This window comes from Candidatus Zixiibacteriota bacterium, from assembly GCA_034439475.1.
Taxonomy (GTDB): Bacteria; Zixibacteria; MSB-5A5; order GN15; family FEB-12; genus JAWXAN01.
In genome coordinates, this window is record JAWXAN010000016.1 from 36,694 (window position 1) to 58,032 (window position 21,339).

General features: G+C 47.9%; 12 protein-coding genes. 8 read left to right on the plus strand and 4 right to left on the minus strand.

Annotated features, from left to right (window positions below; all coding sequences use genetic code 11):
- Positions 1–90: 90 nt before the first annotated feature.
- The gene (locus SGI97_01805) at positions 91–867 is read left to right on the plus strand and encodes a nitroreductase family protein (GenBank protein ID MDZ4722631.1); all 777 of its coding nucleotides are present in this window, start codon (positions 91–93) and stop codon (positions 865–867) included.
- Between the two features lie 15 nt (positions 868–882).
- On the opposite strand, the gene SGI97_01810 is transcribed toward SGI97_01805, so the two are convergent.
- Both SGI97_01810 and SGI97_01815 read right to left on the minus strand, forming a co-directional pair.
- A complete protein-coding gene (locus SGI97_01810; protein ID MDZ4722632.1) occupies positions 883–1,815 on the minus strand; it encodes a TIGR00730 family Rossman fold protein in 933 nt (310 codons plus the stop codon).
- Between the two features lie 11 nt (positions 1,816–1,826).
- Entirely contained in the window at positions 1,827–3,215 is a 1,389-nt protein-coding gene (locus tag SGI97_01815) for an MBL fold metallo-hydrolase (protein ID MDZ4722633.1), read from the minus strand.
- A gap of 224 nt (positions 3,216–3,439) precedes the next feature.
- Between SGI97_01815 and glgP the strand changes: the two genes are divergently transcribed.
- The 6 genes from glgP (at position 3,440) to SGI97_01845 (ending at position 18,517) form a co-directional block, all read left to right on the plus strand.
- Positions 3,440–6,019 (plus strand): alpha-glucan family phosphorylase, encoded by a 2,580-nt coding sequence (gene glgP / locus SGI97_01820; protein ID MDZ4722634.1) that lies wholly within the window; start codon positions 3,440–3,442, stop codon positions 6,017–6,019.
- A gap of 359 nt (positions 6,020–6,378) precedes the next feature.
- Positions 6,379–7,884 carry a pitrilysin family protein gene (locus SGI97_01825; protein MDZ4722635.1) on the plus strand — a complete coding sequence of 502 codons (1,506 nt, stop codon included), beginning with the start codon at positions 6,379–6,381 and terminating at the stop codon, positions 7,882–7,884.
- 18 nt (positions 7,885–7,902) lie between these two features.
- On the plus strand, positions 7,903–10,038 hold the full coding sequence (locus SGI97_01830) for a pitrilysin family protein (GenBank protein ID MDZ4722636.1): 2,136 nt from the start codon (positions 7,903–7,905) through the stop codon (positions 10,036–10,038).
- A gap of 403 nt (positions 10,039–10,441) precedes the next feature.
- A complete protein-coding gene (locus SGI97_01835) occupies positions 10,442–13,108 on the plus strand; it encodes a hypothetical protein (protein ID MDZ4722637.1) in 2,667 nt (888 codons plus the stop codon).
- 396 nt (positions 13,109–13,504) lie between these two features.
- Entirely contained in the window at positions 13,505–15,922 is a 2,418-nt protein-coding gene (locus SGI97_01840) for a hypothetical protein (protein ID MDZ4722638.1), read from the plus strand.
- Positions 15,923–16,036: 114 nt separating this feature from the next.
- Positions 16,037–18,517 (plus strand): hypothetical protein, encoded by a 2,481-nt coding sequence (locus SGI97_01845; protein MDZ4722639.1) that lies wholly within the window; start codon positions 16,037–16,039, stop codon positions 18,515–18,517.
- 51 nt (positions 18,518–18,568) lie between these two features.
- On the opposite strand, the gene SGI97_01850 is transcribed toward SGI97_01845, so the two are convergent.
- Positions 18,569–19,750, minus strand: coding sequence for a hypothetical protein (locus SGI97_01850; protein ID MDZ4722640.1), 1,182 nt, complete (start codon positions 19,748–19,750; stop codon positions 18,569–18,571).
- A 120-nt stretch (positions 19,751–19,870) separates the two neighbouring features.
- Here SGI97_01850 and SGI97_01855 point away from each other — a divergent pair, with 120 nt between their 5' ends.
- A complete protein-coding gene (locus SGI97_01855; GenBank protein MDZ4722641.1) occupies positions 19,871–21,010 on the plus strand; it encodes an aminopeptidase in 1,140 nt (379 codons plus the stop codon).
- A gap of 106 nt (positions 21,011–21,116) precedes the next feature.
- On the opposite strand, the gene SGI97_01860 is transcribed toward SGI97_01855, so the two are convergent.
- A partial coding sequence (locus SGI97_01860; GenBank protein MDZ4722642.1) for a transposase occupies positions 21,117–21,339 on the minus strand: 223 nt, incomplete at its 5' end.

Below are 21,339 nucleotides of genomic sequence, written 5' to 3' on the forward strand. Positions count from 1 at the left end.
TGTTGACCCTGCCTGTCGCATTGTTATATTTAGACCGGACTGATTTTCAGTCCGGTCTTTTTTTGTGTACTTGTTTTTTATGAGGGATACATGAACGAACTCTTGAGACTACTTCAAAGCCACGCCTCGGTACGTCAGTTTACTGGCGAACAGATTACAAATGAACAAGAACGAATTATAATAGAGACAGCCCAGAGGTCGGCCACATCGTCAAATCTCCAAGCGTACTCCATAATAGGTATTCGCAACCAGTCCACAAAGGATGAGCTGGCCAAATTAACCGGAGGGCAGAGTCATGTTGCGGAATCGTCTCTCTTCCTCATTTTTTGCGCTGACCTGTACCGGTTAAGTCTCCTTAACAAGACACGCGAGTACCCATTTCATGGCGAATACACCGAGGTGTTCATTGTCGCCACAGTCGATGCCGCCCTTGCCGCTGACAGGGCTTTAGTTGCGGCACAGGCATTGGGTCTCGGCGGTGTCATGGTGGGCGGGATCCGCAACAACCCAGTCGAAGTCGGAAGGCTGGTCAATCTACCTGAGCTTGTCTATCCTGTCATGGGGATGTCATTGGGTTATCCTCCCAAGACACCGAAAGCGAAGCCACGCTTGCCAATGGATGGAATATACCACCGCGAGACATATTCGTCCGAACAATTTGAATCAGTGGTAATGGAGTATGATAAAACAATCCACGAACTGGGATACTTAAAAGGGCGCGAAGTAAATCGCGACAACTACAAAGATTTCGATGACCTGTATTCTTGGTCAGAGCACTCGGCACGCCGTATGGCGACCACCGACCAAGGAACGCTTCGGGGGCATATGCTCGGCTATCTTAAAGAGCGCGGTTTCCTCCGCAAATAGAAAAGTCAGTCATTGTCAAGTTCCGGGCTTCTTCTGCGATTTCTTGGTGAGCTTGGCATGCTCAATCGCCATCTTGACCTTCTCCTTTTCGCTGGCCACCCGGTGAAATTTCTTGATGTATTCCCATGCTACTTCTGCTTTGTCGGCATAGACAAAAAGATTAAGATCGGCTTCGGCGATTGTCCCCTCGTCTACCAAGTGCTGAAAATTAATCAATCCGCGCCAGTACTTCTCGCCAAAAAGGACAATCGGCAGCGGAAGAACTTTCCCGGTCTGCACAAGTGTCAGCGCTTCAAACAGCTCATCAAGTGTTCCGTAACCGCCCGGAAAGGCGACAAGCGCTTTTGACCGCAGGAGAAAGTGCATTTTACGAATGGCAAAATAATGGAACTGTAAACAGAGTTCGGGAGAAATATAGGCGTTTGGCTCCTGCTCCAGGGGGAGCGTTATGTTCAGACCGATTGACTTCGCGCCGACATCGTAGGCCCCACGATTGGCCGCTTCCATTATACCAGGGCCGCCTCCAGTCACAATAACAAATTCATGCTGGTCGGGTAAGGCTGTCTCAGTGGCCACAAGTTGCGCAAATCTCCGAGCTTCATCATAGTAGCCGGATTTAGCGACGATTGATTTTGCAACTGCAAGCTGCTTTTTACACTGGGCGTCTTGGGGATGCTTTTTGATGGCTCGTTCCAGTTCTTCTACCCGTTCTTTTGCATGCGCCGGTTCGAGGATACGGGTTCCTCCAAAGACAACAATGGTCGATTCAATGCCCAATTCGCGGAAAATGACTTCGGGCTTTAACAGTTCCAGCTGAAGTCGAGTCGGTCTTGCATAGGCTGAGCCGAGAAATTCAAGGTCTTCATAGGCGACACGATATGCCTTGGATCTCGTCAATTTGCCAATCATTCTGCGCTTTTTGGCTTCTAATTCTTTGTCTACTTTCAAAAGGTATTCCTTCAGTTTAATTCCACAACTTGATCCATAACCGGCACTAGGGTATTCCAACCCCGCACTGAACTGAGATGATCTGCCATCGCGGCGGCCATCGGCGGTTCGCCGTGAGTAAGAAACACTGTTCGCGGCGCAGTTGTCATGGGCTCAACCCAATGAAGCAACTCTTGGTAGTCGGCGTGTCCTGATAAACTCGATATTTTTACAATCTTTGCCTGTACATCTATTGGCGTTTTGTGAATATAAACAAGCTTTTCGCCATCAAGCAACTTTCTTCCCAAAGTTCCTTCTGGCATAAACCCGACAACAGCAATTGTGGTCGACGGGTTTCCGAGCCTATTCAGCAGATGGTGCATGATGCGTCCTCCGGTCATCATTCCGCTCGACGAGATAATTATTGCTGGACCGGCCAGGTCATTGAGACTTTTTGAGGATTTTTTTGTACGGTGAAGTTTCACATGGTCGCCCTCAATTATTCCCTTCAGACCACAAGGTAAACCAGCCTCGAGGCGATGATAACTCGAATATTTCGTGTAAATGTCCGTAGCAGTTATTGCCATTGGCGAGTCAACATGAATATCAATCGGCGGTATCCGGCCATGGATTATGAGATCGTTGACGAGATATACTATCTGCTGTGTTCTTCCAATCGCGAAGGCTGGAATCAGCAGTATGCTGCTGCGGCGAATAACGTCGTTAATTAGATCAGCCAGAATAGTATGCGGATCTTCTACCGGATGCATCTGTCCGCCGTATGTGGATTCACATATAAGATAATTGCATTGCGGCGGCTCGCTGGGGTCGATAGTTAGAAGATTGCCATAACGGCCGACATCGCCCGAGAACAAAAGCGTAATTGTTTTATTCCCATCATTCACTTCAATTTCCACACCTGCTGCACCGAGGAGATGTCCGGCCACATGATAGCGAAATTTAAATTCTTTGCCGATGTGCGTCCATGAACCAAATTGGACTGGCGACATAAGTTTGCCTACTTGTTCGACATCGTCAACGGTAAACAGCGGCAAAGCCGGGGCATGACGTGTGAGTTTCTTGCGGTTGCGATACTCGGCATCTTCTTCCTGAATCTTTGCCGTGTCAAGAAGCGACACTGCTGATATATCGACAGTCGGTGGAGTAGCAAAAATCTTCCCATTAAAACCGAGACTGACTAAACGGGGCAGATAACCGATATGATCTATATGGCCATGAGTGATTATTATTGCGGCAACATCTGTCGGATTGAAGGCCGGTTTGGACCAATTTCTTTCTTTCAGTTCACGGGAGCCTTGAAATAACCCACAATCAATAAGAATGCTTTTGTCATTTGCTTTGAGCAAATACTTTGAGCCGGTTACGGTCCCGGCAGCTCCATGAAATGAAAGTGAGATCATCTAGTATGTTAACGTACACGATAATCTCATAAAATAAAATCTTTTTCTTTTACGCCGCGGCTCATCACTTTACTTGCAAATTGTGTCGGAGCGTGCGATATTTTCCATCGTAAAAGAGAATCGGCGGGTGCCTGCAAAGTAATTGACAGATCTTCCGATACTTATGTACTATGTAATGGTACAATTATGTGAACGGATTTACTAAGAAAGACTGGCTTTTAGACATGCGCGTAAGACATATCAAACAACTTCTGGTCTTCCCCGACCTTCCCCCTCGACTTGCTCCTCTTCAGGAAATGGCTCACAACCTTTGGTATTCATGGAATTGGGATATCGTGCGCCTGTTCATTCGCCTCGATGCCGAGATGTGGGAGCGCTGCAACCAGAATCCTGTTGAAATGCTGGCACGACTTGCCCAACATAAGCTTGAAAAAGCTGCCAACGACGACGGCTTCCTTTCAAGCCTCGACAAGGTTTACGAGAAGTACCAGGATTATCTTAGCCGTAAGAAATGGTTTCACTTCAAATACGGCGATTTCGAAAAACAAACAATCGCCTATTTTTCATTAGAATACGGTCTTGATACTGGCTTGCCGGTTTATTCAGGCGGCCTGGGTGTACTCTCGGGCGATACCCTGAAATCAGCCTCGGACTTAGGTCTTCCGATGGTAGCCATCGGGCTACTGTATCGTGACGGTTACTTCAGGCAGTCACTCTCCAACGACGGCTGGCAGCTTGAACGATATGAGAAAAATGACTGGTATCACATGCCCGTAAAGTTGGTCGAAGGTCCGGACGGAACTCCAATCCGGATTGGACTAACGTTGGACGGCATGCCGGTACAAGTGCAAATATGGAAAGTTGTAGTCGGGCTAATGCCGCTCTACCTCCTCGATACAAACCTACAGGAAAATTCAGCCCGTGCGCGCGATATCACCTCGGTACTCTATGGCGGCGATAAAGACCTTCGCATTCGTCAGGAGATTGTCCTCGGTATAGGCGGAATCAAGGCTCTGCGGGCCTTAGATATCTCCCCTTCAATATACCACTCAAACGAAGGACACTCGTGGTTCCTGACCCTTGAGCGGATACGCGGACTCATGGAGAGCCGCAAGCTTTCGTTCAAAGAGGCAAGCCACTTCGTGTGGTCGACGTCCATTTTTACGACTCACACTCCTGTCCCTGCTGGTAACGAGAAATTCGATCCGGTATTGATAAACAGATATCTCAGTGAGACAGTTAAACAACTTGGAATCAGTTGGCAAGAATTTTTATCAATTGGCCGGGTGAACCCAGAAGATGAGTCCGAGCATTTCGGGATGACCGTCGCTGCTCTAAAATTTTCCGCTTTCTGTAATGGCGTTTCGGAACTTCACGGTCAGGTCTCCCGAAAGATGTGGCACAATATTTGGCCCGATTTGCCCCGCGAGGAAATTCCGATAAAGTCTATTACAAACGGTGTGCATCCATCGTCGTGGATTTCCCATGATATGAATGAGCTTTTTGAATCGTATTTTGGTCCCAAATTCACCGAAAGACCAGGCGCGCCTGAAATCTGGGAAAAAGCCCACAGGATTCCTGATATCGAATTGTGGCGAGTTCATAACAGACGCCGCGAGCGGCTTGTCTTCTTTGCAAGGAAACTTCTGAAAAAGCAGCTTGTGAGACGCGGCGCATCATACGCCGACCTCGAACAGGCCGATCAACTGCTTGACCCGCATGCCTTAACGATAGGCTTTGCCCGCAGATTCTCCACCTACAAACGAGGCGATCTTATATTTCACAATCTCGAGCGTTTGAATGCCATACTCAACAACGAAGAATTGCCGGTACAGGTAATTATCTCCGGAAAAGCGCACCCGCTTGACAACCCGGGAAAAGAAATCATTAAAGAAGTCATAGACAATTCGAGCGACCCGAGATTTCGTCAGCGGGTAATTTTCCTTGAAGATTACGACATCAATATCGCGCGATACCTTGTGCAGGGAGCCGATGTCTGGCTAAACAATCCTCGCCGCCCGCAGGAAGCCTCGGGCACCTCCGGAATGAAAGCCGCACTCAATGGCGGTCTGAATCTTTCAATTCTGGACGGCTGGTGGGTTGAAGGCTATAGCGAACAAACTGGCTTCAAAATCGGAAATGGCGAAGAATATGACAATCTCGACGTGCAAGACAACCTTGACTCTGAATCGCTCTATAATACTCTTGAGCGTGAAATAATTCCGTTGTTCTACAACCGCAATGATTCCGATGTCCCAAAAGGCTGGGTGACAAAGATGAAAGCAGCAATTCACATGGCTGGTCAGCGGTTCTCAGCGCAGAGAATGCTAATGGATTATACAAATCATTTTTACATTCCTGCATTGCGCGCCGAACAAAAGTTAACCGCACAGGAATTTTCCATGACAAAAGAAATTTCCTCATGGTTTGATCGCGTCAGTCATAGCTGGAACTCCATCGAAATCACCGATATAGATTTCCCTGCGATCGGCCCAACTGCCAGAGTCGGACAGAAAATTCCGATTACCCTCCATGTCCGCCTCGGAGCGATAAAGCCCGAAGATATTCGTGTGGAGATTGTCTCTGGTCCCATTGACACTCAGGAAGAGTTTCTTGATATGGCCGCTGTCGGGGCAAATCTTAACGGGAGCGATCCTCAGCAGGTTACAAATGAGGGAATTTATTCCTATCACGGGGAAATAACGTGTAAGGAGTCTGGCCGATTAGGTATTACCGCACGGGTAATACCGAGAAACGACAACATGCTCCACACGCGAAAGCCAAAACTCATCAGTTGGTGGTAAAGTCGACGGACCTACACCATACATTACTGTCGGCTGGCTCAGGTTAAAAGTTTTCGAGCGAATAGTCGCTGTCGCACGCAATGTTTTGCAGGTTCATACCACAGCCCTCTCCTTCCATCCAGTTCTCGGACTCATGGCTGGTATACCCACTGCATTAGTACTTATCAAAATTTATAATCTCCTCATTTTTTAGCAACTTTAAGCCGTTTTCGCGCACAATTTGGCCTAAAAAGCCAACTGGATATGCTTTAATCGAAACGATAGCTTTGGCAATGGGACTCGAACAGCTTGACATAGACCTAAATCCGGTATTAATTCTTGGCGTAAATAACTTAACTGGATAAACCATGGAGGTAGTGATGAGATTGAGAACTCTTTGTCTGCTTGTCACAATAGCGGGCTTCTCAACTTTGACTGTGGGCTCGACGCACGGTTTTGATTTTTCGACACTCGAAAAAGGCGTCCACGAGCGGACCCTGAAAAATGGACTGAAAGTCCTGGTGATGGAGCGTCACGATGCGCCTGTTGCTTCATTTGCAACATGGGCCAATGTCGGCTCGGTCGATGACCCCAAAGGATATACCGGCTTGGCCCATATGTTTGAGCACATGGCTTTTAAAGGAACAACCACTCTCGGGACCAAAGATATCAACCGCGAACTCAAAGCCATCAAAATCGAGGACTCGCTATTTATGCTTCTTCGCTCCGAGCGCAACAAAGGGCGCTTCACCGACTCGACGAAAGTCCAGGCACTTAATGCCCGATATGATTCGGCCCGCGAAGCCTCGTACCAGCATGTCATCCCCAACGAGTTTGGAAATGTCGTCGAGCGCGAGGGCGGAGTTGGACTCAATGCCTTCACTTCCAACGATCAGACCGCATATTTTTTCAGTTTGCCATCAAATAAGGTGGAATTGTGGATGGCAATGGAATCTGAGCGATTCCTAAATCCGGTCTTCCGTGAAATGTACAAAGAGCGCGATGTTGTCGCCGAAGAGCGTCGCATGCGAACTGAGTCAAATCCGATTGGCCGTCTCATCGAAGAGTTCCTTGGCTTAGCCTTCAAGAGCCATCCTTATGGAGTCCCCGGTGTGGGACATATGTCCGATATTCAATATTATTCTCGCGCGGAAGCTGATGTTTTCTTTAAGAAATATTACAGTCCCTCTAACTTGATTGTCTGTGTTGTCGGAGATGTCCAGCCCGAGCAGGTCTTCAAACTCGCTGAAAAATATTGGGAGAGAATCCCCTATCGCCCCGCTCCTGAACGAATTGCCTCAGTTGAACCGCCTCAGTTGGGCGAGAGGAGAATGGAACTGGAAGACCCTTCACAGCCGGTCTATGTAGCTGGCTGGCATATCCCCGAAGGAACACATCCTGATCGAGCCGCCATTGATGCCATGCTTGACTATCTTGGTTCCGGCCGAACCTCGCTCCTCTACAAGAATCTTATCAAAGAGAAAAAGGCCGCAATTCAGATAGGAGCGCTCTCCGGCTTTCCTGGCGATAAATATCCTACCATGAGTTTGGTCTACGCCTTTCCGTCAAAGGGAAAAACCAATCAGGAATGCGAAAAGGAGATTTTCGCCGAGGTAGAAAAGCTCCGGAATACACTTCTCACTGAAAAAGAAGTAGGTGAGATCAAAGCTCGTGCAAAGGCCAGCTTTATTAATGAGCTTGATAATAATCAAGGTCTTGGTTTACAACTTGCAACATTCCAACAGATCTGGGGCGACTGGAGAGAGCTTTTCCATCAGCTTGACCGCATTAATGCCGTGACCGCGGAAGACATCCAGCGAGTCGCCAAAGAATATTTCACCAAAAACAATCGAGTGGTTGTTATGTCCAACCCCAGCCAGAGCTAATAGAAGGAGAGCATCAGAATGAAAACAAATATGTTGAAGGCTTCATTTGGTCTGCTTGCGCTGGCTTTGGTTGCCGCCAGCCTTTCAGCCCAGGATGTGAAGAAAATAAAATTCCCGAAACTGAACGATATGGTCATTCCTCAGGTAGAACGAGTCACCCTCGACAACGGCATTCGCCTCTACCTGCTTGAAGATAAATCCCTACCGGTCGTTAACATGTCCGTGCGAGTCAACGCCGGCTCGTATCTTGAGCCTGCCGACAAAGTTGGCCTCGCAGGAATTTGTGGCGAAGTCCTTCGCACTGGCGGTACCAAAAAATGGACAGGGGATGAAATCGATGCCGCGCTTGAAGCGGTTGGCGGAAGCGTCGAGACGGGCATCGGGCTCCTCTCAGGCAATGCCTCGGTCAATGTCCTGACTGATTACACCGACTTGGGCCTCGAAGTCCTCTCTGAGGTTCTTCAGAGGCCAGTATTTGACGAAGATAAAATTGATCTGGCAAAGGTCAATAACCGTTCGGCAATCTCACGGCGCAATGATGACCCGCAGGATATCGGATCAAGAGAATTCTCAAAACTTATCTATGGCGCTGAATCAGTTTACGCCCGTCAGACGGAATATGAGTCAATTTCAGCTATCACGCGTGACGATTTGGTTCAATTCCACGCGACATACTATAAGCCGGAAAATATCCAGATTGCAGTCTGGGGTGATATCAACAAGGCCGGGATGATTGATAAAATCAAACAGCATTTTGGCGCCTGGCAAAAGGGGAGCACACCTGTCCCGCCTCCGCCGACTGTTGACTATACCTACGAGAGCAAAGTGTATTATGTCAGCAAGGATGATGTCAATCAGTCCAACATATACATCGGTCATATCGGCGGACTTGTGTCCGACCCGGACTATGCCGCGCGCATAGTCATGAACAATATTCTGGGTGGTAGCTTCGGCAGCCGTCTATTTAATACCGTGCGTTCGAAAGAAGGACTCGCCTATTCAACCTTCGGTGTGTACACGGCGAATATCGCTTACCCGGGCGTCTTCTATAATTACGTCGGAACCAAATCGGAAACTACTGCCAAGGCCATCAAAGTTATGCTGCAAGAGATTAAAAGAATTCAAACCGATGCTCCAACCCCCGAAGAAATGGCGATGGGCAAAGACGGGTATCTCAATTCATTTGTCTTCAATTTTGATTCTAAAGGAGAAGTCATCAACCGCCTCATGACCTATGATTTCTATAAGCTTCCCGATGATCTGATTTTCAGACAAAAAGCCGAAGTCGAAAAAGTGACATCGGCCGATGTTATCGCGACGGCCAAGAAGAATCTTCGTACAGACGCAATGAATATCCTTGTCGTTGGAAAAGGGAAAGATTTCGAGATGCCCCTCGATCAACTTGGACTCGGAGCCATCACAACATTAGATGTCACTATTCCGTCAGGCGAGGAAAAAAAAGAGTTGGCTGTTACTCCCGAGAATATGTCGAAAGGGAAAGAACTTCTTGATAAGGCTGTCAAGGCTCACGGCGGCCTTGATCAATTTAAAAAGATCAACTCTATTTCGATGAAGGGCACAGTTACCGTGACCACACCGCAAGGTGAAATACCGCTTGGGTTGGAATCGGTTGAAGTCTTCCCCGGCAAGAGCCGTCAGGTCGTAAGCGCTTTCGGACAGAAAATGTACGATGTCCGCAATGGCAACGCCGGCTGGCAGTCATCACAGACTGGGCTCATGGCTAAAACAGAAGATGACCTGGTTAAAGATGATAAAGAGGAAGCCCGCAAAATTATAAATATCTTCCGCCAGTCCGACAATCCGTCATACCAGGCCGTTTACGATGGCTCAGGCAAAGTCGATGATTCGCCTGTTGACTACGTAACAATTTTGAGCAAGAGCGGCGAAACTATCTGCCGTCTCGGAGTAAGCCGGAGCAACAATCAAGTCATCGCCCGCTCCTATTGGGGTGAAACAATGATGGGTCCGGGACAGCTCGAAGAGACATATACACGAATCGGTGAATTTAATGGAGTCAAGATATTCGTGGGTTCGACAATAACCAAAGATGGTCAAAAGTACAGCAATATCGACATGTCCGATGTAGTCATAAACGGTCAAGTTCCGGCGAATTCATTCGAGAAGCCTGAATAATTTTCCTTTTATTTTAGTTTATGTTCGACCGGCTGATTGAAATGTCAGCCGGTCTTTTTTTGTCGACTTAGTTGGCTTATTTGCTCGTCAAATAGAAAGAGGCATGGACCAATATCGGCCGAAATCTATCCTCTTTTTGAACGCAGAATCTGCGACTCCGACAATGACGGCTTTATTGTGATTCTGAAGTGAATATAAAATCTGGACTACCGCGATAAGCCTCGTCTTCGTCAATCTCGAGTATATACTGGATTGCCCTGTATTGGCGATCTGTCTTCATTCAGCCCTACCTGCCGAAATCGCTCACAAATTCACTTTTTTTTCGAACAATCCTTGACAGGAGTGCGTCAAAAAGATATACTCAGATCGGCTGAAACATTATTATTTGAGGGTTGTTTAGAATATGCATAGAATAGAGTTACGTTTTCTGATAGCAAGCCTTGCTGTTGTATTGTGTTTTGGCAGTACTGCTTCCGGAAGAAATTCAGGCGAAATAACAGAAAGAGCACAACCATTTTCCGCTGCGGCCCCTGCGTATTGCGAAGCCGTTCACAATATTGGCAAGATTGCTCTGACAATAAATAACCATGGTAGTATTGGCAATGGGTATATAAAGGGATCGCGCAACGACTGTTTCACAGGACGGCAGCTTCCGTCATGTGAATATCCTAAGGGCTCGAACAACGAATATCTCTTCGCCGGCCTGTTGTGGATTGGCGCAATTTTGGGACGCGACACACTTGTCTCAACGGCAGCCGACGGATGGGCCGGGACTACGGAAGAATTTGCCCCCGAGTCACCTCCGCTTGGCAATCTGAAATTCAGATCAACCCTGGATCCCAGTAAAGCAGCCTTTAATGGGGCTGTGTCCGAGCAGGACTATATTGCGGTATATTACGACACCTGCGTGTCTTGCGGAGGCAGCGATCCAATAGATGCTCGTCCTCACCGTCCACTAAATATTGAAGTAATCCAGCGATCGTTCTCCTGGTCATACAGCTATGCCGAGGATATCGTATTATTTGATTATGCTATAAAGAATATTGGTACCCAGCGCCTTCGTAAGGTTTATATGGGTTATTATGTTGATGCCGATGTCGGCGGTCGAGGCGCTCCGCTTGGTGGCTCAGCCGATGATTTATGCGGATTTCTCGACACAATAAAGGCGCAATATGGAAACACCGACCTTTGCCCCGCCCTCGATACGGTGAATCTTGCCTTCATTCTTGACAACAACGGAGATTTCAATGAGTTGAGCCCTCCATCAGCGCCTGTGCCCCATGTTACCGCTTTGCGAGTAGTAAGAACGCCTTCCGATTCGTTGAACGTTTCTTTCAATTGGTGGGTTAGTAATGGTAATGCGCAGTTGGACTTTGGTCCACAGGGAAAGGCTACTTTCAGAGACCTGGGTCACGGAGGAACTGGGACTCCGGCAGGGGATCGAAATAAATATGCTCTCCTAAGTAACGGCGAATTTGATTACGACCAGGCGTTCACTGCCGATATTAGTCCATTGGATCCGATTTGGACCTATCCTCCGCCAGAAATTTCTGGTCCTGTATCTAAGGGATTTGATACGCGCTATCTTCTCTCTTTCGGTCCTTTTGATATCGATCCGGGCCAGACCCTTCCCTTATCGCTTTCATACATGGCTGGTGAGAATATTCATTATAAAGCGGATAATTATACTGAAAATCTTGACAACAGCTATAAACCTCAGGAATTCTATGAGAATCTCGATTTTTCAGATCTTGGATTAAATGCAACATGGGCGTCTTGGATTTATGACAATCCCGGTTTTGATACCGATGGCGATAGCGTCTTCGGTAAATTCCGGGTTTGCCCGCTCGACTCGGTTTTTCTTGATTCTTTTTTTGTCATAGATACCTCGGCCAGTCCTGACACAGGTTACTATGTAGACAATTATGATTACACCAGACTTGACACAACGTGGTATGAAGGAGATGGCGTTCCTGATTTCAAGGGAGCATCGCCGCCCCCGGCTCCGTCGAAGCGTGTAGAGCCATTCTTTGGCCAGATTATCATCAGATTTAACGGCGCAGTCACGGAGAATGCCATTGATGTTTTCGCTAAGACCGCCGGAGGTTCCGGATTGGATTTTGAGGGATATCGAATTTACTATGGTCGGGATGATCGGTCATCCAGCTACTCTCTTGTAGCTTCCTTCGACGTAGAAGATTATAATCGGTATGATTATGATGCAATTGTCGGCAATTACGTCCTCAAGGCTAATCCGTTTACCCTCGCTCAGCTCAGAACGCTTTACGCCCCAGACTCAAGCAGTGATTCAACTTGGCATCCACTTGACTATCCGAGAAACAACCCGTTCAGGTTTAACCATGGCGGCGTCGACTCCACAGTTTATTTTGTTGCCCAGGATTTCAATCAATCTGACCTCTCCAACCCTAATGGAATCCATAAGACGTATCCGAACGCGCCAAAACCGCCGAAGAATTATTTGATTATTGATTCCATCCCTAATAACGAGCGCGATCTGTACCTTACTAAGGACAATCTCTTCAAATTTTATGAATATGAATTCACCCTTAAAAATCTACAGTCATCTGTACCGTACTGGATTAATGTAACAGCGTTCGATTATGGATCTCCTAAGTCTGGACTTCCACCTCTTGAGACATCGATTACTCTGTCACCTGCCAATACCTATGCCTTCGGCGTTAACAATGCCAGTGATAGCTCCGGCAAGGTTTTTATTTACCCCAACCCCTACAGGGGAGACGGCGCCTATCTTGATGATTACTACGAGCGTCAGAATACCTCTTCCGATGCGGTAGTGACTGATCGCCTCAGGATCATCAATTTCGCCAATCTTCCGTCCCGCTGTATCATTAGAATCTTCTCTCTTGATGGCGATATGGTTCGTGAAATTAACCACAATATTGACATTTCCGATCCGCTCCATAACCACGACACATGGGACCTTATATCCCGAAATACGCAAAAGGTGGCATCTGGGCTTTACTACTGGTCTGTTGAGAATCTCGAAACTGGTGATATGCAGCTCGGTAAACTCGTGATTATACTCTAAGTTTTTTATCGCTGATTTTGTGATTTTAAGTGGTGACTGAAGATTCAGTCACCACTTTTTCATTCAGTACTTGTGTTAGGACATTGGCCTGATTTGATTGCGAATACCCAATCTTTTGGATCGGCGTTTGTGCTTTCACCACTGAATCCCCTTGCAAATTTGCCTCACGATAGCTTAATTGTATGCACTACAATAGCCTGCTCAGTCTGTGGCCGCCTCGGGGGCTAACCTGAAGCCGACAAGGAGAGTTTTCGGATACTTCGTGAGGTATTCCAAATAATAATTATGCGCGGATGGTCATTTACATTTAAGGTTCTCTGTGTACTACTAATTCATATACTTGGGTATAGAAACGACGCTCTGGCCCAATCCAGAGAACCAATTGGGAACCCTAAGGTGTCAAAGAGACACATTCCGGCTATTTCTACCGCTGACCCCATTGTAATTACGACCGCTCACACACGGGGGAATATGCAGCTCGCCATTACTAATAATGGCACAATCGGGACATTTGGCGAGACTTTCTTTGATCCGTTGACTCAGGAGCAAATCCTTTCCTGTGTGTATCCCAAAAACAGCGACGTCCTCTACCTCTATGTTGCTGCTTTCTGGATAGGGGCGGTAGTCGGACGTGATACCTTGGTTTCGGTAGGCTCTGAAGATTTCTACGTCAGCGATGAACTGCTTCCCGAAGTGGGTGGCCCGGGGATTATTTATCGTTCAATTGATTTGGCGAGTAATTACTACTCAGAGAAGGCGGTGTCGGAAGAGGATATCATATGTGCATACACCGACAAAATTGACAATATCACGCTTGCAGGAATTGATCCATTTGACAATCGTCCTCACAAACCGCTCAACATCAAAGTCAATCAGCGATCTATGGCGTGGAGCTATGAATACGCAGACGATTTTGTGCTTTTCGATTATGAAATCCAAAATATCGGACAGCAGCGCCTGAGAAAAGTGTATATGGGTATTTGGGTCGACGGCGACGTCTGGCATGCGACACGACAGGGACCAATCGGTTGGGATGACGACATGGTGGGTTTTTATCGCACCCATCCTTCTCCGGAAGGCTGCGGTTTCATTGACACAGTGAATATCGCCTGGACGGCAGATAACGACGGCGATCCGGAGAGTGGCGATTGGGATTTTCGCTCGGCAAGAAATGCCGTAGGTGTTCGGGTTGTACGAACCCCGTCTGATTCAATTAATTACTCATTCAACTGGTGGATAACAAACTACACCGATGACAGGCTCGATTTTGGCCCCCGCCGTCTGGGTACAAGTGAAGAACCATTCAGGAGCTTCGGAGGCCGGCTCGGAACTCCGACCGGGGACGCGAACAAATACTATATGATGCGAAAACAAGAATTCGACTACGATCTTCTCTTTACCGGGAAGAATCATTTCTTCGACGGTTGGTCATACCCGCCCCCAGAGGCCAAGGATATGGCTGATGGCTTTGACACCCGTTATCTCCTCTCGTTTGGCCCGTTTGACATTGACCCGGGACAGTCTCTGCCACTGTCATTTGCATTCGTAGGTGGAACCAATCTTCATCAGAGTACCGCCGGCATCGCCAGCTTTAATCACGAAAACCCACAGCCGTATTATAATGAACTTGATTTCTCAAATCTTGCGCTCAATTCTCGCTGGGCTTCATGGGTGTATGACAATCCGGGCATTGACACTGATGGTGATCTCTATTCGGGGAAGTTTCGCATCTGCAATGAGACCGATACGTTTTGGTATGAGGGCGACGGAGTGCCCGATTTTAGAGGCGCCAGCCCGCCGCCTGCGCCGCGAGTGAGAGTAGTTCCACAGGAAGGCAAACTGACTGTCAGATGGAATGGATTCTACTCTGAAACAACAAAAGATGTGTTTTTGCAGGAGGTGGATTATGAGGGCTATCGAGTTTACGCAGGACTTGATGAGCGAAAGACAAGCCTATCGCTCAGGGCATCGTACGATGTCGAAGATTACAATCGCTTTCGCTGGCGGTTAGTCCGCCCTGATAGCGGCGCCTGGACACTTGAGGAAATACCGTTCACAATCGACTCCCTGCGGTTGCTCTATGCCGATTCGCTCTTTGATCCTCTTGTCTATTCGCGGATTAACCCGCTTACTTCTAATGGAGAACTCTATTATTTTGCGGCTCAGGATTTCAATAGTTCGGCTCTTGATGATTCAACTGGGATTTATAGGGTATATCCTGCTGCCGTAAACCCGGGAGCAGATGCGAAGCTCTGGATGCCTGATGATATTACAACCGAATTCGGTGTTCCTCTGCCAAAATACTACACGTACGAAATAGTGCTGAGCGATCTCCTCGCTTCCATCCCCTATACTATCGCAGTGACCGCATTCGACTTTGGTTCACCGCTTGTTGGTCTTGCATCGCTGGAAACAAGTCCCACAACAAACTCGATTACCGAGTATCCACAGACATCAGCGGACACCGTCGAGGCATTGGATCTGGATGCGTATGTCTACCCGAATCCATACCGAAGCGATGGCGGATATGTCGAGGACGGCTATGAAAGCAGACGCGTTAACCAAACTGGAGACAGGAGCGGCAGGCTTCATTTTGCTAATCTGCCGAGTGTGTGCACCATTTCAATATTCTCGATAGACGGTGACCTCATACGCGAGATTGACCACAACTTTCCCGATGGCGGGCCGTCCTCGATGCATGAAACCTGGGATATGGTCACGCGTAACACACAAAAAGTTGTATCCGGCATATATTATTTTGTCGTCGAATCCAGGGACAAACACCAAATCGGGAAATTCACTATCATACGTTAACACTCCCTTACACCTCGGATATACACGACCATGCACCAACGATTGTTCTCCCTTATTACGAAACTTATCCTTATGCTTTGTGTTTTCTCATTTACCTCTGCGCAAGAGCACGGAATGGATAATGAATATATTATTGAAGCTCCCATAGATACGATAGTATTTAATTCTGCGGTAGAAATTGTTCGTCAGCGATGGCAGTCTCAATCCAACGCTGCCGTTTTGCCAACTGTGCTTGCAACAGTCCATAACCAGAACAAAGTTCAGTTGACGCTTGACAATAGAGGCAATGTCGGGCTTGGCGAATTCTTTATTGTTCCATTCGGGCGGGGCATTACCATCAAGGATCCGTATACCGGGGAGAAAATAACGGGTGCGGTCTACCCAAAGGGAAGCGGCACACGGTTCATGCTCCAAGGGTCAATGCTTATCGGCGGCGTAGTAGGAGTCGACACACTGGTTACTCATACACGGTGGGAGACGCTTCCGGAGGAGGGCGCCCTCGGTCAATTCAAATATTTATCGACAGACGTGACTGACAGCCGGTTTTCGCCGGATGCTATCTCTGATCTCGATATTACCGCCACATACACTGATACGTTTCCGGCCTTTTCCCCCGGCCCCTGGTTTGACATTCGCCCGCACGTTCCGCTTGGCATACGGGTCACCCAGAGGTCTCATACCTGGAGCGCTGGCCACCTTGATGACTTCATAATGATTGATTACACAATAGAAAATATTAGCGGCAAGAATATCAAGGACGCATTTGTCGGTTTCTATAATATTGGTATTGTCCAAACACTCAACATTCGGGTTGATTCGACAGAACTGAAATTCGATGACGCAGTCGGCTTCCTCAAATCGTATCCGGCGCCCGAGGGATGTGATCTTCAGGACACGGTCAATATTGCGTATGCCATGGATATCGATGGCGATCCCAGTGGAAATTCATGGGGAATCAATGCCTCGCTGTCGGCTTTCGGAGTTAGTTTCCTCAAAAAGCCAACGGACAATTCGATTATTAACTACAACTGGTGGTCGTACGGATATGGCCCGAGATTGCGTGGAACACTGACAGAGCCATTCCGCGGGTTCCTTGTGCCATTCGATCGTTTTTCATCTAACGATGTAACTGCCTACTACTATCTCTCGCACAAAGAGCACGACTACGATCAACTCACAACATGGATAAACAAGTCCTTCGAAGGATGGGAGCCCCCGCCCTCAAACGCCGCCCAGGTGACCGCTGGTGGACGCAATTATTATCTTGTCTCGGCTGGACCATTTAACCTCCCACCTAGTTCTACGGCCTCGTTCACAATTGCTCTCGTCGGCGGCTCCAATGTTCACCAAAATCCGAACGATTACAAAAATTTCTTTGCCTTCAGTTATCCATGGACGTTTTATGAATCTTTGGATTTTTCTAATTTTGCGCTCAACGCTCGATGGGCGGAATGGGTGTATGACAACCCTGGCTATGATACCGACAACGATGGTTATTTTGGCGAATATCGCATGTGCAACGATGATACGATGTGGTACAAGGGGGATGGTGTCGCCGACTTTCGTACCGATGGCCCGCCGCAGAAACCTTTTATTCATGTCGTGCCCAGCGACGGAAAGCTGACTATCCGCTGGAACGGTTACTACACTGAACAGATTGCCGATCCGCTTGCCGGTCTGATTGATTTTGAAGGGTATCGCGTATATGCCGCTCTCGATGACCGCAACACAAGCTTTGCCTTGCTCAGTTCCTATGACCGAGAAAATTACAACCGTTTTCGGTTTGAACTGCTCTCGAATGGAGACCCTACATGGATTCAGGAAGGAAACCCGCGAAGCTTAGAAGTTTACAGAGCTGAATATAACGATTCCAATTTTAATCCATTAGTGTATACCCGCGAAAACCCTTTAAATATCGGCGATGAATACTACTTCTTCGCCTCTCAGGATTATAACTCATCTGATTTGGGTTCAACTCAAGGCATTCACAAAGTCTTTCCGGACGCACCGTTTCCCGGACTTGATCCGAATAAGTGGACTGAAGACGATGTCATCTATGACTACGACCGGCCACTACCCAAATATTTTGAGTACCAATATGTGTACGACAGTATACTTCCGACAGTTCCCTATTATGTCGCCGTGACCGCATTCGATTTCGGCTCGGCCGCCAGTGGGGTTCCGTCGCTTGAAACCAAACCTGTCGACAATATGATCCGCGAATTTCCGCAGACATCATCGGACTCAGTCGTGGCATATTCACTTGATGCGTATGTGTACCCTAATCCCTATCGTTCCGATGGCGAATATGCGGATGATGGATTCGAAAATCGCGGCCTCACACAGACCAAAGAGCGAAGCAGGCGAATTTATTTTGCAAACTTGCCGAGTGTTTGCACTATCAGAATCTTTTCACTTGACGGAGATTTGGTGAGAGAGCTGGACCACAACTTCCCCGATGGCGGACCGACCTCCCAACAGCACTCATGGGACCTTGTTACGCGAAACACTCAGGCCGTAAAGTCAGGTCTCTATTACTATAGCATCGAGTCCGAAGGTCGAAATCAGATTGGCAAATTTGTTATTATTAAGTAGCTGGCGTACGAATTTGTAGTTCGACGAAATAATTCGTCAGATTGTTAATGGTCAGGTGTGTCGCTTTGTAAGACTCTGCGCGATACAGGAAAAGCCGTCTATTCGATCTCTGCCCCATCCGTTCTGTGACATTTCCAACAATCGCCCGCTTTGCCGAAAATCAGCCAGCATACTGCCAAAATCCGGCGCGGCAGTCTGATTGATGGCAATGCCGACACCGCGCGCTTCAGCAAGGGCGCGATTTAGAGGAGCAAACGAACCAATTGACGGTTCAAGCATGAATATGGGAAGCCCGAGCCCTATGCTCCAGTTTGTGCGCTCATGCGATGGCGCGACGAAATAGTCCAAATACGGGAACATGGATGCGACAAGTTCATTCTCTTCTTGGCGAGTTGTGTAAATGGCGAGAACAAGAGTCTCTTTTTCAGCCAATGTACTGTCAATATTGTGTTCCTCCTCGGATGACCCATGTATGACTTTGACCCTGCTTCCAAAGGTCTTCAACGCCGCTTTCTCCAGTTGTCCACCTCCTGTAGCGAATAATATCGCCCGTCCTCCAGCCGCTACCGAGGATTCAACGGCCGCAATAAGTGAGTGTACATGTTGCTTTGGTTCGGCCCCCGATGAGAAAAACCCTCCGGACAAATATTCTGTGTTCTTGATTCTCTCAATTCGTCTCGTAAACGCCCCTTTAGCTTGTTTAACAAGCGACAGCTCGATACAAAGTCCTGATACGAGTACTGAGGACAAGTCATAGCCGGCATCAATGAATCGCTGAGCGCATTCTGCTGTTGGAACTATTACCAACGACGCACCCCTGACACATGCTTCATCTGGCACCACAAGCTCTCCATGCTGGTAAATTGTGTTTTTGCGTCCCTTGAGAATGCCGACTAAAATTGGATGGTCGACAACAAGGGGAGTCGACGAATCTCGATATTGTGCCACAATGTCTCTGCTGAGCACTTTAAGCGCAGAGTTCGGATTATTGTAGTCTGAGGATTTTCTGAGCTTGGAATACACTTTCCCCAGAACTCCCCCGGACGAACCACGTGTATAGAGCACTCGGGCAAACCGCCATGCCAAACGGGATGTACCATGCGACACGGTAAACACATCACGAACCTCCCCGACGCTTTGTAAGTTAGACCCGGACTTTAGCGCTTCGATGATTTCATCCAGATAGAAGGCATGCCCGCGGCCTATATTTGAATAGAGAAAATCAATTGGCATTAGTCACCACCAGCCATATTCGGCATTATCACACAGCCTACTTGCCAACCGTCTCGACTCCTGCTATCTTCTGTGACAATATAAATCGCAAAAGACAGTTTAGTATTATGAGGCATGACAATGAAAGATAAGCGAAACGAAATCCTTGCGAAACAGCTAGTTGATTATTCTCTTGAAATGAAGCCGCTCGAAACGTTGTACCTTGAGATTAAAGGAAAAGAAACGTTCGAACTGGGTAAACAGGTGATTCGCCATGCTACCGAGAAAGGTGTGGTCGTCTTTTGGTACTACAGCGATGAATCGATACTTCGTCAGTGGCTTCGCTCTGCCAAAGACGAGCAGTTCAAAAAGCAGGCCGATCTGCATATGCACATAATGCAGAAAGCAGACTGCTATATGGGCTTGCGCGGTTCAGACAACCCCTTTGACCTTGCCGACATTGATCCCAAACAAATGGACAAGCACAACACCCTTTTCTACAAACCCGTCCATCTGGAAGAGCGTGTCAAACGCACGCGGTGGGTTGTTCTCAGATATCCTAATAATGCCATGGCCCAACTTGCACAAACATCGCAGGAAGCATTCGAAGATTTCTATTTCGATGTCTGCTGCGCTGACTATGACAAAATGTCCAAAGCCCAGGACAAACTCCACGCCCTTATGACTGCCGCAGATAAAGTTCATATCAAATCACCCGGAACAGATTTGACTTTCTCGCTCAAAGGAATTGACTGCGTCAAATGCGATGGTCATCGCAATATACCCGATGGCGAGGTATACACTGCCCCGGTGCGCGATTCCGTTAATGGTACTATCCGTTTCAATACGCCATCTCTCTATCAGGGAGTCGTATATAATGACATTACCCTGACCTTCGAGAGCGGCAAAATTATCAAGGCACATGCCGATGCCAATGTCGATAAGCTGAACAAAGTTTTTGACACCGACGAAGGAGCCCGTTATATCGGCGAATTTGCCATCGGTGTGAATCCCTTTATTCTGCATCCGATGAAAGACACTCTTTTTGACGAGAAAATCGCAGGCTCATTCCATTTTACCCCCGGCCAATGCTACGATGAAGCCTATAACGGCAACCAGTCCGCAATCCACTGGGATAATGTGCTCATCCAGCGCCCTGAATACGGCGGAGGTGAAATCTGGTTTGACGGCAAGCTCATCAGAAAAGACGGGGTGTTCACCGATACCGAAATGGAACGGTCATTCTCGCGCGAAGCGCTAATGCCCGCTCAAGCGCGGTAGCAGGACGGTCATTGTCTCTAAGGAATATACCTTGTCGACCTCTGCATGTTAGTATTCATAAGTGATCTTGACCTGCCCCCGTTTGTTGTACCACTTCCAATGTTAGTCATGCAATAGCCAAAGTCAATGGGTTTGGGGGCTGGATCGCCTCCGGCGCTGGCGTCCGATAGCCCAGCGAACTGTGCGGACGGCGCTGGTTGTAATGCTTCCGCCAGCGTTCGATCAGGACTTGGGCTTCCGCCAAGGTGTAGAAGATCTCCCCATTCAAAAGCTCATCTCTCAGCTTACCATTGAACGACTCGACATAGCCGTTCTCCCAGGGGGATCCC

Excerpts from the sequence above, each read along its gene's own strand:
- SGI97_01805 (MDZ4722631.1), top strand. The coding sequence starts at position 91 with ATGAACGAACTCTTGAGACTACTTCAAAGCCACGCCTCGGTACGTCAG.
- SGI97_01815 (MDZ4722633.1), bottom strand. The coding sequence starts at position 3,215 with ATGATCTCACTTTCATTTCATGGAGCTGCCGGGACCGTAACCGGCTCA.
- glgP (MDZ4722634.1), top strand. The coding sequence starts at position 3,440 with ATGCGCGTAAGACATATCAAACAACTTCTGGTCTTCCCCGACCTTCCC.
- SGI97_01825 (MDZ4722635.1), top strand. The coding sequence starts at position 6,379 with ATGAGATTGAGAACTCTTTGTCTGCTTGTCACAATAGCGGGCTTCTCA.
- SGI97_01830 (MDZ4722636.1), top strand. The coding sequence starts at position 7,903 with ATGAAAACAAATATGTTGAAGGCTTCATTTGGTCTGCTTGCGCTGGCT.
- SGI97_01835 (MDZ4722637.1), top strand. The coding sequence starts at position 10,442 with ATGCATAGAATAGAGTTACGTTTTCTGATAGCAAGCCTTGCTGTTGTA.
- SGI97_01845 (MDZ4722639.1), top strand. The coding sequence starts at position 16,037 with ATGGATAATGAATATATTATTGAAGCTCCCATAGATACGATAGTATTT.
- SGI97_01850 (MDZ4722640.1), bottom strand. The coding sequence starts at position 19,750 with ATGCCAATTGATTTTCTCTATTCAAATATAGGCCGCGGGCATGCCTTC.
- SGI97_01855 (MDZ4722641.1), top strand. The coding sequence starts at position 19,871 with ATGAAAGATAAGCGAAACGAAATCCTTGCGAAACAGCTAGTTGATTAT.